This is a genomic window from Prochlorococcus marinus XMU1408 (genome assembly GCF_003208055.1).
GTDB classification, from domain to species: domain Bacteria; phylum Cyanobacteriota; class Cyanobacteriia; order PCC-6307; family Cyanobiaceae; genus Prochlorococcus_B; species Prochlorococcus_B marinus_A.
In genome coordinates this window covers 706,959-719,202 of sequence record NZ_QJUE01000002.1, presented here as the reverse complement: position 1 = coordinate 719,202, position 12,244 = coordinate 706,959, and the positions used below count along the sequence as shown (strand labels likewise).

General features: G+C 29.7%; 22 protein-coding genes. 11 read left to right on the top strand and 11 right to left on the bottom strand.

Going from position 1 to position 12,244, the window contains the following annotated elements; genetic code table 11:
* Nucleotides 1-7: 7 nt before the first annotated feature.
* From DNJ73_RS05325 to DNJ73_RS05310, 4 genes are all read right to left on the bottom strand, one after another.
* Nucleotides 8-367, bottom strand: a complete 360-nt coding sequence (locus DNJ73_RS05325) for a hypothetical protein (protein WP_158466656.1) — start codon at nt 365-367, stop codon at nt 8-10.
* A gap of 16 nt (nt 368-383) precedes the next feature.
* The gene (locus tag DNJ73_RS09855) at nt 384-530 is read right to left on the bottom strand and encodes a hypothetical protein (RefSeq protein ID WP_187152568.1); all 147 of its coding nucleotides are present in this window, start codon (nt 528-530) and stop codon (nt 384-386) included.
* Between the two features lie 598 nt (nt 531-1,128).
* The gene (locus DNJ73_RS05315; RefSeq protein WP_158466654.1) at nt 1,129-1,350 is read right to left on the bottom strand and encodes a hypothetical protein; all 222 of its coding nucleotides are present in this window, start codon (nt 1,348-1,350) and stop codon (nt 1,129-1,131) included.
* A 130-nt stretch (nt 1,351-1,480) separates the two neighbouring features.
* The gene (locus DNJ73_RS05310) at nt 1,481-2,521 is read right to left on the bottom strand and encodes a potassium channel family protein (RefSeq protein ID WP_158466653.1); all 1,041 of its coding nucleotides are present in this window, start codon (nt 2,519-2,521) and stop codon (nt 1,481-1,483) included.
* 173 nt (nt 2,522-2,694) lie between these two features.
* Here DNJ73_RS05310 and DNJ73_RS05305 point away from each other — a divergent pair, with 173 nt between their 5' ends.
* Complete coding sequence (locus tag DNJ73_RS05305; RefSeq protein WP_158466652.1) at nt 2,695-2,916, top strand: hypothetical protein; 222 nt, start codon at nt 2,695-2,697, stop codon at nt 2,914-2,916.
* Nucleotides 2,917-2,984: 68 nt separating this feature from the next.
* On the opposite strand, the gene DNJ73_RS05300 is transcribed toward DNJ73_RS05305, so the two are convergent.
* Nucleotides 2,985-3,164, bottom strand: a complete 180-nt coding sequence (locus tag DNJ73_RS05300) for a translation initiation factor IF-2 N-terminal domain-containing protein (RefSeq protein ID WP_158466651.1) — start codon at nt 3,162-3,164, stop codon at nt 2,985-2,987.
* Between the two features lie 85 nt (nt 3,165-3,249).
* Here DNJ73_RS05300 and DNJ73_RS05295 point away from each other — a divergent pair, with 85 nt between their 5' ends.
* Nucleotides 3,250-3,447, top strand: a complete 198-nt coding sequence (locus DNJ73_RS05295; protein ID WP_158466650.1) for a hypothetical protein — start codon at nt 3,250-3,252, stop codon at nt 3,445-3,447.
* 66 nt (nt 3,448-3,513) lie between these two features.
* Here the strand turns inward: DNJ73_RS05295 and DNJ73_RS05290 are convergent, their stop codons facing one another.
* Nucleotides 3,514-3,750 (bottom strand): hypothetical protein, encoded by a 237-nt coding sequence (locus tag DNJ73_RS05290; protein WP_158466649.1) that lies wholly within the window; start codon nt 3,748-3,750, stop codon nt 3,514-3,516.
* 139 nt (nt 3,751-3,889) lie between these two features.
* On the opposite strand from DNJ73_RS05290, the gene DNJ73_RS05285 reads away from it, so the two are divergent.
* The 3 genes from DNJ73_RS05285 to DNJ73_RS05275 all read left to right on the top strand — a co-directional run bounded on the left by DNJ73_RS05285 (nt 3,890) and on the right by DNJ73_RS05275 (nt 4,993).
* Nucleotides 3,890-4,105, top strand: coding sequence for a Nif11-like leader peptide family natural product precursor (locus DNJ73_RS05285; protein ID WP_158466648.1), 216 nt, complete (start codon nt 3,890-3,892; stop codon nt 4,103-4,105).
* 388 nt (nt 4,106-4,493) lie between these two features.
* A complete protein-coding gene (locus tag DNJ73_RS05280) occupies nt 4,494-4,760 on the top strand; it encodes a hypothetical protein (RefSeq protein ID WP_257473335.1) in 267 nt (88 codons plus the stop codon).
* Between the two features lie 50 nt (nt 4,761-4,810).
* Nucleotides 4,811-4,993 (top strand): hypothetical protein, encoded by a 183-nt coding sequence (locus DNJ73_RS05275; RefSeq protein WP_158466646.1) that lies wholly within the window; start codon nt 4,811-4,813, stop codon nt 4,991-4,993.
* A gap of 11 nt (nt 4,994-5,004) precedes the next feature.
* On the opposite strand, the gene DNJ73_RS05270 is transcribed toward DNJ73_RS05275, so the two are convergent.
* Nucleotides 5,005-5,745 (bottom strand): MBL fold metallo-hydrolase, encoded by a 741-nt coding sequence (locus DNJ73_RS05270; RefSeq protein WP_158466645.1) that lies wholly within the window; start codon nt 5,743-5,745, stop codon nt 5,005-5,007.
* A gap of 306 nt (nt 5,746-6,051) precedes the next feature.
* On the opposite strand from DNJ73_RS05270, the gene DNJ73_RS05265 reads away from it, so the two are divergent.
* From DNJ73_RS05265 to DNJ73_RS05245, 5 genes are all read left to right on the top strand, one after another.
* On the top strand, nt 6,052-6,771 hold the full coding sequence (locus DNJ73_RS05265; protein WP_158466644.1) for a short-chain dehydrogenase: 720 nt from the start codon (nt 6,052-6,054) through the stop codon (nt 6,769-6,771).
* A 90-nt stretch (nt 6,772-6,861) separates the two neighbouring features.
* Complete coding sequence (locus tag DNJ73_RS05260; RefSeq protein ID WP_158466643.1) at nt 6,862-7,554, top strand: peptidase E; 693 nt, start codon at nt 6,862-6,864, stop codon at nt 7,552-7,554.
* 118 nt (nt 7,555-7,672) lie between these two features.
* Nucleotides 7,673-7,849: a hypothetical protein gene (locus DNJ73_RS05255; RefSeq protein WP_261792589.1), complete on the top strand. Its 177-nt coding sequence runs from the start codon at nt 7,673-7,675 to the stop codon at nt 7,847-7,849.
* A gap of 203 nt (nt 7,850-8,052) precedes the next feature.
* Entirely contained in the window at nt 8,053-9,252 is a 1,200-nt protein-coding gene (locus DNJ73_RS05250) for a fatty acid desaturase (protein WP_257473334.1), read from the top strand.
* A 102-nt stretch (nt 9,253-9,354) separates the two neighbouring features.
* Nucleotides 9,355-9,537: a Nif11 family protein gene (locus DNJ73_RS05245; RefSeq protein WP_158466640.1), complete on the top strand. Its 183-nt coding sequence runs from the start codon at nt 9,355-9,357 to the stop codon at nt 9,535-9,537.
* Nucleotides 9,538-9,559: 22 nt separating this feature from the next.
* Here the strand turns inward: DNJ73_RS05245 and DNJ73_RS05240 are convergent, their stop codons facing one another.
* From DNJ73_RS05240 to DNJ73_RS09845, 3 genes are all read right to left on the bottom strand, one after another.
* The gene (locus tag DNJ73_RS05240; RefSeq protein ID WP_158466639.1) at nt 9,560-9,811 is read right to left on the bottom strand and encodes a hypothetical protein; all 252 of its coding nucleotides are present in this window, start codon (nt 9,809-9,811) and stop codon (nt 9,560-9,562) included.
* A 122-nt stretch (nt 9,812-9,933) separates the two neighbouring features.
* Nucleotides 9,934-10,092: a hypothetical protein gene (locus tag DNJ73_RS09850; RefSeq protein WP_187152567.1), complete on the bottom strand. Its 159-nt coding sequence runs from the start codon at nt 10,090-10,092 to the stop codon at nt 9,934-9,936.
* 95 nt (nt 10,093-10,187) lie between these two features.
* Nucleotides 10,188-10,358, bottom strand: a complete 171-nt coding sequence (locus tag DNJ73_RS09845; protein ID WP_187152566.1) for a hypothetical protein — start codon at nt 10,356-10,358, stop codon at nt 10,188-10,190.
* Nucleotides 10,359-10,898: 540 nt separating this feature from the next.
* Between DNJ73_RS09845 and DNJ73_RS09840 the strand changes: the two genes are divergently transcribed.
* Nucleotides 10,899-11,069: a hypothetical protein gene (locus DNJ73_RS09840; protein WP_187152565.1), complete on the top strand. Its 171-nt coding sequence runs from the start codon at nt 10,899-10,901 to the stop codon at nt 11,067-11,069.
* A gap of 35 nt (nt 11,070-11,104) precedes the next feature.
* On the opposite strand, the gene DNJ73_RS05230 is transcribed toward DNJ73_RS09840, so the two are convergent.
* Nucleotides 11,105-12,145, bottom strand: coding sequence for an NmrA/HSCARG family protein (locus DNJ73_RS05230; protein WP_158466637.1), 1,041 nt, complete (start codon nt 12,143-12,145; stop codon nt 11,105-11,107).
* Between the last annotated feature and the right edge of the window lie 99 nt (nt 12,146-12,244).

The following is a 12,244-nucleotide window of genomic DNA, read 5'->3' as shown; positions in this document are numbered from 1 at the left end:
TGAATTATTAATCTTCCCACATATCTTTGCTTGATTTTTCCTCTTGTTGTCGCTTAAGAAGACTAAGTCTTTTATTAAATTCAATCTCTTCCGGACTTTTTAAATCGTTTTTTGGGTTTTTGGCGCTTTTCTCTTTAACTTCAAGAATCTTTTTACTGAAGTCATCTGAGAAATATTCTTTAATTTCTGCCCAAGCCTCTTTTTCTTCAGCATGTCCAACAGTGCCTTTAATTTGATCAATAATTATTTCTCTTACAAATTTCCTTAGATCAGCCTCTGTCATTGAGGTTACCCGATTTGATATATATATATCTTTAAGGGAATCTAATTCGGCTTGTGTTAGATCTTTGTAGCTAAGTTCTTCCATTTTCTTCGATTAGTATTTATTTATAAACCCATTTTGCATCAACTACCTTTGAGTTTGGATTAATTGTCTGAACATGCGCTTTAGCTTCGTTTTCATTATTAGCGATAATGGTCTCTTCGAATAATTTGCCTACAGGGTCAATCAAACTGACTTTAAACCTCATCTTTGTTATTAATTTTTCCTATTTTATAATAATATTTTTTTTTATAGCAATTGTTTCCTTTTATATGTTAACAAATTGAACACGGAGGATCTATTTTAGCGCTATCCATTATTTAATCGGTTGAAGAGTGCCTCAATAGATATTGCTGTAAAAAATAGACTTAATGAAGGAATAAAGATCGGATACCATAGACTTTGAAATAAAGTGAATAGATTTGGATTTCCATTTACGCTTAATATAAAACTTAATAATAGAAATATCGCACCTATTATTAATATGTATAGATTATAAATCAATACATTATCAAGTATTTTTTTCCAATTGCTTTCTTTTTGCTCGTCCATAGCTTAATAATTTAATGTTTTGCTAAACAATAGTGATTGATTTTTGGTACCTTACGAACCACCTCTAAATGCATAAAGATCAATTCCAATTGATCTCAAATAGAATGCGCCTAATATAGCTGTTAAGTTTAGGCAAATAACAAACACCCATATCTTCCTTGTTTTTTGTGTAGATTCCATTAGATATCCTTAATGTTTATTATTCTACCTATTATATATAATCAAAGATTTTAAGCTTTATTTACATAACTATCTCAACTCAAGGCATCAAGATCCCTTCTATAGTGCTTTAATTTCTTAATATTGGAATTAATAGAATTCCATTCTGTGTCTTCTAGCAGATCTGAATAATGATTACTATTAGATGGTAGTTTCTTCTCTAATCTCCATCCTGCCTCGTTTAAGAAGTCAACATAATCTCTCGTAAAATGTTGATCGTTGAATTGTGTATGATCACAAGATTTCTTGACAATCATTTTTCTTTTTTTTTGAATTTCTAATTGCATCTCTAGGATTTATTCTTAATTGTTCTAACTACAAATCATTCATTTTGTTATTCCCTTTTTGTAGTGTTAACCCACGATTGGCTGATAGCCAAGAGAAGATTTAAGTTGTTTTTACCAAAATTTCACTTAATTTGTATCTGATGTTCTCTAATTGTTTTTGACTTCCAAGGAATATTAAAATCATACCTGGAGATAAGTTGATCTTATCTTTTGGGTTACCACTTAACTTTCCAGAGACCTTTGTGGCTAAAAGTAAGGCTCCGTCAAGGTTAGAAAAATCAACCCCTTTTTCACTTTGAGTGGTGAAATTAACTATTTTTTCTATATTTTCCGTTAACTTAAACTCCTCAATTTCACAATCAGAGCCTGCCAATAAATCCATAAAATCTACGGCTATTGGTCTCAATGCAGAGGCTGCCATTGTTCTACCTGCTGCTACATATGGACTAACAACTGCATTTGCTCCGGCAAGTTTTAACTTATTGGCTGCTTCTTCTGTAGCTGCTCTAGCTATTAATCTGCAACTATTATTTAAAGCTTTAGCACTTAGTACCACATATAGATTTGCTGCGTCATTTGGCAAGGTAACCACTAAACTTCGACAATTTTTAATTCCTGCAAGCAATAGTGTTTCGTCCATTGTGGCATCTTCCATAAGGACATTAAAACCTTTTTCTTCTGCTTCGTTTTTTCTTGTAAGGTTATTTTCTATTATTATTGTTGATATTTTTTCAGATTTAAGTTGATCAGCAATTTCTTTTCCTGTTCGACCATATCCACATACGATTACATGATTTTTCATTCTTCTAATTAATCTCCTTAATCTTAGCTCTTCTAATTTTATGAAATATCCTAGTTCAGACAATTGTAAAAACCTTTGCAGAGTTAATTGAACTACAAATAATCCGCCTCCAATAATTAGAAAAGTTATTATTCTTCCAGAGGAACTCAATACCTCAACTTCACCAAAGCCAATAGTTGTAATTGTAATTAAGACCATCCATAAGCAATCTCCCCAATCCCAGCCTTCTGTTATGCGATAACCTATAGCGCCAAAAAAAAACAATAAAACCAGTAAAGATATTGGAGCTGCCCATACTTTTAAATAGCTTTTATAGTTATTGCCTTTCAGTAGCTTCAAATCATGCCCTTCAAATGATAATAATAGTATAGTATTAATGTAATAAATCTTTTATGCATTTATATGCATAGTTTGTACCGCTATTAATCTTATAGATTAAATTAAATAGTGAAGTGACTTCATTTTTTAATTATAGTAGATACAATCTTATTCATATTTATTAATTATCTGATATGGATCTTCTTAGCTCTGAGGACAAAAAAGAATTATTTGAGGATGCTTATCAAGATATATCAGCAATTCTTGCAGGATTACGAGATAAAGGCTTATCTGACATGGAAATATTTGACTTTGGAAAGTCACTTATTAATCACTTTGACCCTGTCAAGATGGAAAATTTAAAAAAAGATTCTGATTACCAAGATGCCTTGTTTAGAGAGGCAAATGATTTGTAACCTTTTTTATTCATTTTAATATTTTTATGTATTATTATTGATTGAATTAGGTTTGAGTATCAGTTGTTTTAGATTTTATTTTTTTTTAAATAATCAATTATTTTTTTGCTTTGCTCAATTGTTAATGATGAGAGTGGGCTTGATGCTGGTATTTTTAGAATAATACATGTTGCAATTATTTCTGGGGGATCAACGCTCATAGCCTCTGCGAGTTCTTTTACTCTCAATTTAGCTGTATGAAAAACCATAATTTTTATGCTCGTAGAAAGATCTACATGTGTTTTTTTTTAATTTATTGCTATGTGTATAAATATAAGTTATCAACTAGATTTTATGAGTACAGATAATGATTTGAAGTTAACTCTTCAACATGTTCTCGCAAATGCTGTCTTAAGAATGGAATCTGCTAGCGAGGCTAAGACTAGAAGATGTATATTTCAAGAGTATAAGGAATGGATGGGATCATCTATAGATGATTGGGTTTTAGCATTACCAAATGATTGGGGGAAGTCTGATTCTAACTTTTTTTAGCTGTATTTGATTTGGGGATTTAAATTTTCTAGTTACTTAAATAGTTTGTATTTGATTTAACGCTTTTCAATTAAAATTTTTCTTAGCGCATTCATATCCGGATTCTCTTATGTCTTTATTTTCATCAAAAATAGCTTTAAGTGCACAATCACAATAATTAGTTATTAAATCTTTTGAAATTGACTTAGTTGCTGGATTACTTAATGCACTTGAAATACAGTCCTCCATTTGACTCTCAGGGTATGAAGTAGCACTTTCTACAAAGGAGAACATTAAAAATATGAGAATTAAAAAAATCTTCATTTAGTTTTAGATTAATTTATTTAATAATACTCTTTTATTATTCTAATGATCAAAAAATAGTTAACTGAGTTATTATTTTATTTTTTTATATTCAATTAAGCTTGTCAAATATATAATGTATAGAAATTTATAGCATTAAATGTCATTAGATCAATTAAGAGGATTTTTAAAGGAAATGCAAAATGACGATTCGTTAAAAAATGAGGTCATTTCGTCTTCTACTGCTGATGATGTTGCTCTAATTGCCATGAGACGTGGTTATGAGTTCTCAGGCGATGAATTGCTACGATTTTCTGGTAAGAAAGTTGGCAAAGTGACAGTACAAAAAAATGACGTACCAGGAGAATATAACTAAATATCCTATTTTCTTCTACTTAATTCTTTTACTACACTTTCCCACTTTTTACTGGCTTTAAGATAAGTCATTCGCTTAGATTGCTTCTTTATATAAATAATGACGCAAAAAATTAATATGGATAGTATTAATAGAATGAATAATAAATTCATTTTTTGCTTACAACATTAATATTTTATTATATCCAATATATTAAATATAATAAAATATTAAATATTATTTTTATTCTTTCTGGCTTAAGTGAGTAAATTCACTAATATTTTAACTTATTGCCATTTTTATTCTTTTTCATCTAATATGTATAGTAGCAATAACTAACTTTATGGATATTACATTTCTTTCAATTGTATCTTTTATAATTCTGGCAATAGTGTTTCTATCAATATTTTTGTTTAAGAGTGTTAACAAAAATTCATTCATTGCTGATGATGGATCTGTATTTCAAAATCAATCTGATTTAGATGTTTATCAAAACCTATTTGAGAAAACAAAACAATTTTTCTCAATTGATGATGAAAAGGATTCAAGTCAATCAATTTTAGGAATGGATAAATCTTTTTTAAAAATACTAACTAGTGATGGTTTTCAAGACCTGAAAACCCTTGTTAAGTATCGTAAGCAAATTAAATTACTATCAGATTTAATTAATACTTAGTTTGAATTTAGTCACAATATACTAGTATAAAAAAAATCTTTAAACAACTAATGAATAAAACTGAATATAGCGAGGATCAATTTTCTGAGATGTCAGAGGATGCTTTTGTTAATATCAAAGAAGCCTGTATGAGACTTCAAGAAAGAACTAAGTGTAGCAATGAGGTCGTCATTAAAATGCTAAAAGATGTAGCAGACTTTTATATATTGCAAGATGAAAAAAACAATAAATAATTTTTTAAATATTAACTATTACTGAAGATATATTGTTTTAATGGTTCAGGGTTTATTAAATTTGTATTAAGATCATTGAATATTTTATTATCATCAACAGATCCATCTACTTTAATTAAATTATTTATTACTCCAGTAAATGTTATATCACCTCCAGTAGTGCTTGCTAGTACTGTACTTGGATTAAATAATTTAAGAAGTTCAGGTAATACAGTTTTACCCCTAATAAATTTACCAGCGAAAGGTAATGAGAAATCTATTACTGGTGTTATTAAAACATTAATATTTCTTGGTTTGATTTTTTTATCAAGATAACCATGTGGCTCAATATAAATGGAATCTAAATCATTATCAATTATATAACCATTTTCAAGATTTGGAACTGATGCTCCCGAAGTTGCTTTGATATTTAAGCTTTTATACGTGAAACAATCTCCAGGCTTGAGTGTTGTTACCTTCTTAAACCCCAAGCGGCTAACTACTTTGCTTGCTGCATGAGAAGCTACCACTGATATAGATTTATTTATTTTTTGGAGTGTTGGTGGATGGGCATGATCTGGTTGACCTTGGGTAAGCAATAAGAAATTTATATTATCAGGAGGATCGAGTTCTTTACGCAATTCACCTTTAATAAGCCAGTCTCCAGGGGGGAATGTTAAATCACCATTCAACCATGGATCGATTAAAATTCTGATTTTATCAAATTCAATCAGCCAACCATTTGCACCGTAATAGGTAGCTTTTATTGTCATTAGAATTTTCTTATAATATAACTTATATTTGTTTGCTTAGTGGCACAGAATTATTAGATAGTATTGGTTTTTCAATAAATAATAAATATTGCTAAAAATATAATAATGATTACAAATATAAGAATTCCAAATTTTTTCATATAATTTTGAAATTCATAAAGCCAATCATTTTCCATGTTAGAAGTAGGACCTTTATTTATTATATACTGATATATTAAATTTCTTCAATAGTTCTTTGTGTGAGTGATTTATTATCACTCACTTTAGTTTTTAATTGTCTAAGATTATTCTACTTTTTAATGTACTATGAAAATTCGAGATTGGGAAGGTATTGCATTAATAATAGGATCAGGAGATATTGGGAATCATGTTTCAGATTATTTGACAAATATTGCACCAAGATTGGATGTTATCATCTGTGGTCGTAATTTAAATAGTAATAATGGTATATATCTAGACTTGGAGAGTGATGAATCGTTCAATTATTTTGAAAAAAAACTTTCTTTATTTAATAAGCCTTTTAGACTAGTAATTAATACAAGCGGTTTCCTTCATTCTAATCAAATAAAACCTGAAAAAAGACTTTCACATGTTAATCGCCTTAATATAAATAAGAACTTTTCTATTAATGCTATTGCACCAATATTGATTGCCAAAAGTATAGAAAACTATCTTAGACCTGAGCTCCCATTTTCATTTTCAAGTTTAAGTGCAAGAGTAGGAAGTATAGGTGATAATAATTTAGGCGGATGGTATTCATATAGGGCTTCTAAGGCTGCTCAGAATCAATTCTTAAAAACTTTGAGCATTGAATGGCGCCGTAAATTCCCTAATGCCGTTGTTACTATATTGCATCCTGGTACCTGTGATACAAAGCTTTCTAAGCCTTTCCAATCGAGTGTTTTAAAAGATAGGCTTTTTACTCCTGCTAAAGCTTCTGAATATTTGATTAATATTATTTCTGAACAAAAACCTACTGATTCAGGTAAATTTATCGCTTGGGATAATTCCGTTATACCTTGGTAGACTTAGTATTTTATTTCTATAATATTTTTTTGTTTTTATAACATTTTATAATCAAGATGTATTATATTGGGATAGTTATTCTTTCAAATCTTGAGTAAGCATATCATCGCGATAGGAGGTGGAGGTTTTGGTAGAAAGCTCTCTTCTTCTTCAATTGAAAAATATATACTTAGTATTTCAAATATTGATTGTCCTAGGATTTGTTTTCTTCCAACAGCTACAGGTGACAATGATTCTTATATAGTTCGTTTTTATTCAGTTTTTACACATTTAAAATGTATACCTACACATATTGAGTTGTTCAAAAGAACTATAGATATAAGCGATCATATTATGAATCAAGATGTTGTTTTTGTCGGAGGTGGCAATACTAAAAGTATGCTCGCTGTTTGGAGTGATTGGGGTATGAGTGAGATTCTTAAAAAGGCTTATAATAAAGGGGTAATAATGAGTGGCGTTAGTGCTGGGGCCATTTGTTGGTTCACTTCTGGCATAACTGATTCATGGGATAAACAACTAAGGATTTTACCTTGTTTAGACTTTATTAAAGGGACTTGTTGTCCTCATTACGATGAGGAACCATCACGTATTCCTTTCGTTAATAAAGTAATTACAGAAAAGGAAGTTAATAGCTGTATTTCAATTGAAGGTGGCGCAGCTTTGCATTTTATAGACGGTAATCCATATAAAAATGTTAGCTTTGAAAAAAATAAAAATTCATATAATATGTTTCTTGAGAACAATGAAATCATTAAATGTCCATATCCTGGGTTGCAATTGTAGAATTTAACGAATTGATATTTAAAAATTTATTTTATATCAACTTATAGTATATTAATTTTATCTAAATACTTATTTATAACTTCCATTCATGTTTCTTTTTTTATTAACTTTTGCAGAGATGGGACTAACCTTACCTCTGATTATCTTATTAGTAATATTTGGAGGTTTCTTTTTAATAAGTTTTTTTATAACCAGTCCAAATATGGATACAAAAGGTTTACTTCGAGTCCTTTATTCGAAGCCAGTTAGGAAACCAGATGGTTCAGTTGAGTATCCTGATAGTGGGAAAAATTAAATTATAAAAGCTATCTTTTTTTTATGAATTATCATTATCATTTTTGAAATAGATGTTGTGAGCAGACTCATTAAGTTTGGTTTTTTATGATCTCAATAATGTATCTTTTGTGAAAGTTAGATCTACCTATAGCCTCATTGGACTATTGAAGAGTAACGTCTTATAGGAAATTAATTCAAATATTAAAAAAATTGAAAAAAAGATTGCTTACTAAATTCGAAATAGTCAATGAAGACAATATCAACCTGACTTTTCTCCCATCGGGATTAAATGGTAAAGCCTTAGAAATATCGTTGGATGATATTCCTTCTAGAAAAGAGGTTAGAGAAGCGATTCCTAAGCATTGTTTTAGTCGCCAGACCAGTAGTTCGCTTTTTTTCCTTTTTAGGACATTAGTGATACAGATTTTTGTTGTGTTTCTTGGTCTAACTATCCCTCTTTCTAAAGAGATGATTCCTGTATGGATTCTTTATGCAATTCTCTCAGGAACGACTTCAATGGGCCTTTGGGTATTAGCCCATGAATGCGGCCATGGAGCATTTTCTGATAATCGCAAGCTAGAGACATTTGTTGGCTATTTTCTTCATTCGTTTTTGTTAGTTCCCTATTTTTCATGGCAAAGGTCTCACTCAGTTCATCACGCCTTTACTAATCACATAACTGATGGAGAGACGCATGTTCCTGTTGTGATATCTGGTGATGGTAAAAACGAGAAAAAAGGAGGAGAGAATGAAATGGAGGCTTCTTTGTTCTTGGGTAAATTTTTTTATGGCTTGAATCAATTGTTTCTTCATTTAATACTTGGGTGGCCTGCATATCTTCTTGCTGGTAAAACCGGTGGACCTCGCTATGGAACCAGTAATCATTTTTGGCCTAGGTCACCATTCTCTAAAAAACTCTGGCCATCTGTTTGGGCAAAAAAGGTTTGGATATCAGATTGGGGAATTGCTTTAATGCTGATTTTCCTAATTTCCTGGACAGTAAATTTTGGTATTTATTCAATGGTTAGTCTTTATTTAGGCCCCCTAATTGTTGTTAATATTTGGTTGGTAATTTATACATGGCTACATCACACTGATACTGATGTGCCACACCTTGGCGCAAGTGAATTTACTTATATGAGAGGTGCTTTCTTATCAATTGATAGGCCTTATGGAAAAATTCTTGACTTCCTCCATCACTCTATTGGTTCAACTCACGCAATACATCACATAGAACCAACAGTTCCTCATTATCATGCAAGACTTGCTACTCGTATATTAAAAAATAAGTTTCCAAAAGTTTACCTTTTCAATCCCACTCCTATCTACAACTCTCTTTGGCATATTGCCACTAATTGTGTAGCTGTAAAGAAAGAATATGAGATTGATAGGTATGTTTGGAAACAACCAAAGCATATCTAATAATTTAATTTTAATTCTTAAGGCAATTATAAACTATATAAATTTATTTTTTTATATTATTATTTTACTAATTAATGATTATCGATTTTATAGTTAGAGAAAATGACGAAAAAAGACTTCGAAAGATTTTTATTAAAAATTGAAAATTTGAATAAATTAGTTGATTTAATAAAAGCTTCGCCTGAAAAATATGAATTATTTATTAAATGCAAAAGTCATCAAGAAGTTGTTGATCTAGCAAGCCAATGGGGATTTGATATTGGTAAGAGATGGGGTGAATCTTAATCAAAAGATACCCTTTGTAAATCTATTCTCCACCTCCATTACAACTCCATACTTTTGAGGGAATTCCTTGCGTATTTTTCCCATTAATACGGAACGTTTTAGTTATGCATTCGTTTTGAGAATCTGCCCAGATTGAAATTGGCTCAAGAGCTTTTGAAACCTCTTTTGTTGATTTAGATATTGAAATAATCGAAATTGTTGAGAATATTAGAGAAAAAGTACTTAAACCAGCACAAATAAGGAATTTGTTACTGTCAAATAATTCTTTAAGCATCAATAAATTAGTTATTTTTATAACACTACTTATATTTTTTAGAATAATCTAACTAAGTTATCTTTTGTAAATATTAATGATTATTTGATTGCTTGCAGTGTTTGCCGAAATTGGAATGATTTCTAATTTTTCTTTTCAAAAAAATCTAGGATTTTTTTTAATCTGTCTGTATTTTCAAAACTTGGACTTGCTGTTAGAAAAATAACTAAAATTATCATTAATACACCTATACTAGATACGCCTAAAAGAAGCTGTTGGAATGGATCTAATGATTCAAGCATTTTTAATTAATTTAAACTTATAAAATTCTTATAATATTAATTGAATAAAAGCATTTATTTCAACTTGGCATCTATATGTTTTAGTTCTTGCATAATTATTTACTATTGTTTGGATCCTTAGGCCATCTAGCTTTAAGATTAAGTGGGTTTCTGAGATTTACTTCTACAGGTTTCCCTTGAGCTATTGCAATCAAGGCTTTAAATGCCCATCCACCAATAATTAAAATTAATGAGATTAAAACTAAATAACTAATGTTAGTAATCATTATTTTGTAAATAATTTTTAAAATACATTATGATTTTATCTATTTGTTTTTATCTATTTAAAAGTTAATAATAAATAATTTTTGTATTATTTGTTAAACCATAGCGGATTGATTTTTATTGATGATCATTCACCTACCCTCTTGATCCTTTTAAAAACCATTAAAATCATAATGAATGTAAAACTATAGCTATATATACTTAGTCATTTTATCTTTCTGTTTTCTGATTGTGTTTATTCGACCATTTTATTATTATTTTTTTAATTTTTATTGATTTTTATCCAATTTGGTATGAATATATAATAGCTGGTATGTTTTTTAATGATTAACAATACATATCTATATTTGATTTTATCTTCTCTAGCCTTTTTTTCTTTATTATTTTTATTTTTTAACTTTAAGTCTAATAAAAACAATATAGATAATAAAATACTCCTTAAGAATCTTTTAGAAAATTTAGATATAGAGTTACCAGATGAATTAAAGCAATTAGATAATTCATCTACAGATCCGCAAAAACTATCGTAAGTATCTATTTTTATGACCCAATTTCAATTTGATGATTCGGAGACATCCGGCATATGGTGGTCTACTAATGTTTCTATTCGAGACCTTTGCGTAGAACTAAAAGAAGATACAAGTTGTAATGATAATGAAATAGTTGAACTTCTTAGATCTATTGCAAAATCAATAGAGCTTAATGGTTTATAATTATATTTAAGTAAACTATTATCTAATATATTTTTTTATTGTTTATCCAATTGTAATTTCCATTGCGATGCTTTCCATTGTGATAACCATGGTTTAATATTTTTATTCTCATTTTCTAATTTAGACTTTAGCCAAGCTTCTAAAGATGTTGGTACTATGTTCAATTCTTTTTGAAGCTTTTTTAATTTATTCATATCAGCCCCATATCCTGACCTTTCTATCCAATCAGCCATAACACCGATATCGTATTCCAATAGCTTTATCACTAGTCTCGGTAGCATTAAATAATTAGTTTTAATTCCCTGCGAAGATACGATTCTTTGAAGTGTCATTGCCATTTCTAGTCCTGTTAATTCTTCACCTGCAATATTTATGTCTTGATCTTTATATTCATCTGATTTGGACAGAACACCTCTTACCCACTTCCCGATATCCTCTACCGCTATTGTTTGCCACTTGAAATTTTTGCCAACTATTCCAGGAAAAATATTTTTTGAAATTGAGTAACCAGGCAGTTTATTTTCAAAATTTTCAAAATAGCTAACTGGTCTAAGTACAGTTGTAATTTTTCTTAGACCCATTTTCTTAATGTATTCCTCTATGTCCCATTTACTCGTGAAATGACCTGGCGCTGGATCGTTTTTTAATGGATCTTTTGACTTGCTAATTGAACTAAAAATGAAGTGGTTAAGCTTTCCTTGCTCATGCGCAATTTTTACTTGATTTACCAAATTCAAACCCTGTTGTATTTCATACTCTCTAACAATACTTCCTCTAAATATCTTCCAACCCTTTGTTGGAGTGGTGTTTCCGAAAATTGCATTAACGCCATTAAAAGCTTTGTTTAGACTCTCCGGATCCATCAAATCACCTTTAACTAATTCAACGTTTTTCAGCCTTGATAATTCGATAGCCATTGCTGATTTTATATTTCTTGTAATTGCTCGTATTTGATATTTATTCTCTTTACTAAGCTCTTTGACTACGCCAACACCTTGTCTACTGGTTGCCATTGTTACTGCAACCAAAGGCTTTTCCTTGATATCAGAGGCATTAATTACTTTTTGATCTAGCACAATTACCTGTCTACAGGTTAAGCAATGTAAACTATAAATGAATTTATGTAAAGTTGCTCGGTTTTTTAGAAATGATATTTGTTTAAAGCATTTATTTTC